The sequence below is a fragment of the Paenibacillus sp. 2TAB19 genome (assembly GCF_052115185.1).
In the GTDB taxonomy this organism is placed as follows: domain Bacteria; phylum Bacillota; class Bacilli; order Paenibacillales; family Paenibacillaceae; genus Pristimantibacillus.
The window spans coordinates 1-3,565 of the sequence record NZ_JBFRGE010000164.1 but is presented as its reverse complement, the minus strand read 5'-3'; the positions used below and the strand labels follow the sequence as shown (position 1 = coordinate 3,565).

At 44.6% G+C, this 3,565-nt stretch carries 2 protein-coding genes; both read left to right on the top strand.

The genetic code is table 11. The features are described from left to right. Positions 1-513 precede the first annotated feature (513 nt). Complete coding sequence (locus tag AB4Z33_RS30525; protein WP_442053500.1) at positions 514-2,562, top strand: hypothetical protein; 2,049 nt, start codon at positions 514-516, stop codon at positions 2,560-2,562. Between the two features lie 393 nt (positions 2,563-2,955). Continuing rightward, the coding region (locus AB4Z33_RS30520) for a hypothetical protein (protein ID WP_442053499.1) at positions 2,956-3,565 on the top strand (610 nt) is incomplete at its 3' end.

Below are 3,565 nucleotides of genomic sequence, written 5' to 3'. Positions count from 1 at the left end.
GAGGACAAGAACTTATATCCTTAACCGAAATGGACAAGAACTTGTATCCTTAGCCACATAAGCCATTCGTATTTATCCTTATTTGTTGATTTAACGCACACCAAAAGGATCAATGGTTTCCGTGGTTTTGTTTTTTAATCACACTTGATGCGCATCCAATAGTTGGCCCTCATATCCCAGTTGGTGAAAATGTTTTTACATATCGGATCTCGGCTGCTGGGGTTGAGCTGAAAAATTTCGAACATCTTAGAGGACCGAATAAGTACGATTTCCCCCGAAAGTTACCAATAACTTTTGAAGTGACGGGTTTAAAATGGTCGGCAGGATATTTAACAACTTTATTTAAGTTTGCGGTCATCAAAATGTCAGTCAACAAGTCCTCTAAGTGTTAGAAAGGGGGGGGATATACTTTTATAATGATTATTGAACCGTCTACTAACATGGCATTCGAAGCGGACTCACATGCCCTGCAACATCATATTGTCATAAAAAATCTACGTTCGGAGGTAAAAAATGAAACTTAATTCGCAACATGCGGCTTCGTCATCTGCCGTTTATGATGGGACACAGGATCCTGAATTCCAACATCCCTATGTGGATGTCGACGAATGGCGAGATTTTCCGGTCCGGCATCGATATATTCACGGAGGATTCGAAGGTACGAATACTAGATTTTCATTTTACTTCCCACCTAAAGAAAGYTATGAAAAACGATTCTTCCAGTTTCTTGCTCCGGTTCAAGGGAGTGAAAATTCGGAGCAAAGCAAGGTTGGTGCAGAAAGCAAAATTGGATTCGCGGTATCCAGCGGAGCATATTTTGTAGAATCCAATATGGGTGGCATGTCCACAAATGACTATACTCGGATTTATCGCGCGAGTGCAGCCGTGGCGCAATATTCCAGATTCAAAGCATCAGAATTATATGGTCCTCATCGCCCTTATGGTTATGTTTACGGCGGTAGCGGCGGCGGGTTTAAAACACTAGGCTGCATCGAAAAAACAACAAATGTTTGGGAGGGAGCCGTGCCATATGTAATCGGTTCTCCCATGGCCATACCTTATGGATTTATGATTCGTGCTCATGCGATGAGAATACTTAGAAATAAGTTCCCTGACATCGTTGACGCATTGGAGCCAGGCGGCAGCGGGGATATTTATGCAAGATTGAATGATGAAGAAAGACATGCGTTTGAAGAAGTGACCCGTATGGGGTTCCCACCGAAGGCTTGGTTTCTCCACTCCCACCAGCATCTGACGCAAAGTCCGCTATCTATCTTAAGTTGGGCTATTTACCGGGATGACCGCACTTATTTTGATGACTTCTGGACAGTACCCGGCTATCTTGGCGCCGACCCGAATGGCTCCGCATCACGGGATCGTCTTCATTTCAAGTCCGTCATATCTGAGGTTGTTAGGCCTGCTGTGCAAGAGGATCCAGCTATTGATGCTGAGGTAAAGACAGGAGTAGACGAAGCTTGGAAATCTAAATTGGGCAATGCGGAATCCAAGCCAACTTTGCAGCTTGAGAGTGCGCCTGTTGGGGACTTGTATTTGGATGGAGCCTACGTTATTTTCATCAGTGGCGAGGCTGCCGGACAGAAAGTTCCACTCGGACAGATTAACGGTAATTCAGTCACCATAGGATCTTCAATCTTCGGGAATCAGCCAATGGAATTCTTGAACCATATTAAACCTGGTGATGAAGTCTTGCTTGATAACTCGGATTATATTGCCCTACAGACGTATCACCGCCACCAAGTACCTACTAGCGATTTTTATGTGTATGATCAATTTCGGGATGAAAACGGTCAACCGTTGTATCCGCAGCGTAACGTCTTGATTGGACCGTCGGTCGCATATTCCGCAGCCGGTTCGGTTCAGAGCGGAAGGTTCGAGGGCAAGATGATCGTTGTGGAAGCGTTGATGGATGAGAGCGCGTATCCGTGGCAAGCCGACTGGTATCGAACCAAGGTAGAAGAAGCATTGGGAGAAGAACTAGATAATCGGTTTAGACTATGGTTTATCGAACACGCCTTGCACGGCGATATGAGCAAGGGCTACGACGATTTGCATGATGTAAGTTATCTCGGCGCACTTCATCAAGCACTTCGTGATCTTAGTGCTTGGGTGGAGAATGGCATTACACCTCCTAGTGGCACGGATTATGATGTCGTCGATGGGCAGGTCGTCKTGCCGACGGGAGCAGCTCTGCGCGGAGGCATTCAACCTGTAGTTACATTGAAGGTGAATGGCATTGAGCGGGCGGAGGTTGCCAAAGGCGAGGCCGTTTCGTTCTCGGCAGTCATTGAATTACCTCCTGGGACCGGCAAGATTGTATCGGCGAGATGGGATTTTGAAGGAGAAGGCACCTATCCAATTGAAGCAGCTTTTAGCAAAATGAACGAAGACGCCACTCAAGTAATTGTGGAGACTTCATATCGATTCTTTAAACCTGGCACATACTACCCAGTTTTGCGTGCCGCCTCGAACAGGGAGGGCGATGTCAATGATCCTTATACGCAAGTGATGAACCTTGGTCGTGTACGGGTCATAGTCAAATAACGAGACGTCTAAAGACTTCATCCAGTCGTTAGAAAACCGGATGAAGTCTTTTTAGATCCCCATATCTCTCTTTCCTTTTCTGTACAGCCGCACAACCTTGTACCATCGACAGAACCACTGTTTCATACTATTATTCTATGTACGATTGCATAAAACGAGACAAGTGTATGACATCATAATTTATCGATGGTAAAACAAGAAAGGTAGGAAACTGGAGGTATGGGGACTCTTGAACGGCCTTGGTGGCGAAGATCATTACGTTACAAGATGATAGCTAGCGTAATTCTCATGACTATGCCAATTATCGGCATGTTGCTTTACAATAATTACTACTCTATCCACACGGTCCGGGAACAAGTAGCGGATTCCTATGATAAGACCTTGAATATGTACATGAGCCAAATCGATTCCGATCTTAACGATGTTGATGCCTATCTGGCATCCATCATTTGGGAAGGACATGATCTAAACAGTCTCAATGGGGCTAAAACATATGATGACTATATAATGGAGAAGATATCCTTAAATGGAAAGTTGGCCGGCGATATTGCTTTGTACGATTCATTAAGCGCCTTCTTTGTGTATGTTGGAGCTCGTGAAGATTATATGGATATTTCGCTGGAACGGGACATCCCTTTTGCCAAAAGAGAAGGTATTCAAAGCTATATTGTTGATTTGATTCACTCCAATCAAATCCCTAAGGCTGTTTCGACTCAGAGATGGATGTCCGTGCAAATTGAACAAGACGATTACATCATTGATATGTTCCAAAGAGATGGTGTCGTAATCGGAGGCATAATCAACATTGACCGTTTGCTTGAACCGTTAAAGTTACTCCAAATCGGGAATGAGGGGACAAGCCTCTTTGCCGACAAACATGGTGAACCAATCACGAACGCCAAAGTTATCTTGGACAATGGAATCGATCTAAGTAAAAATTTGAACGATTATTATTTGTCGGGGGCGGACAAGAAATTTCTGGTTGTTGGAGCAACTTCCAAGA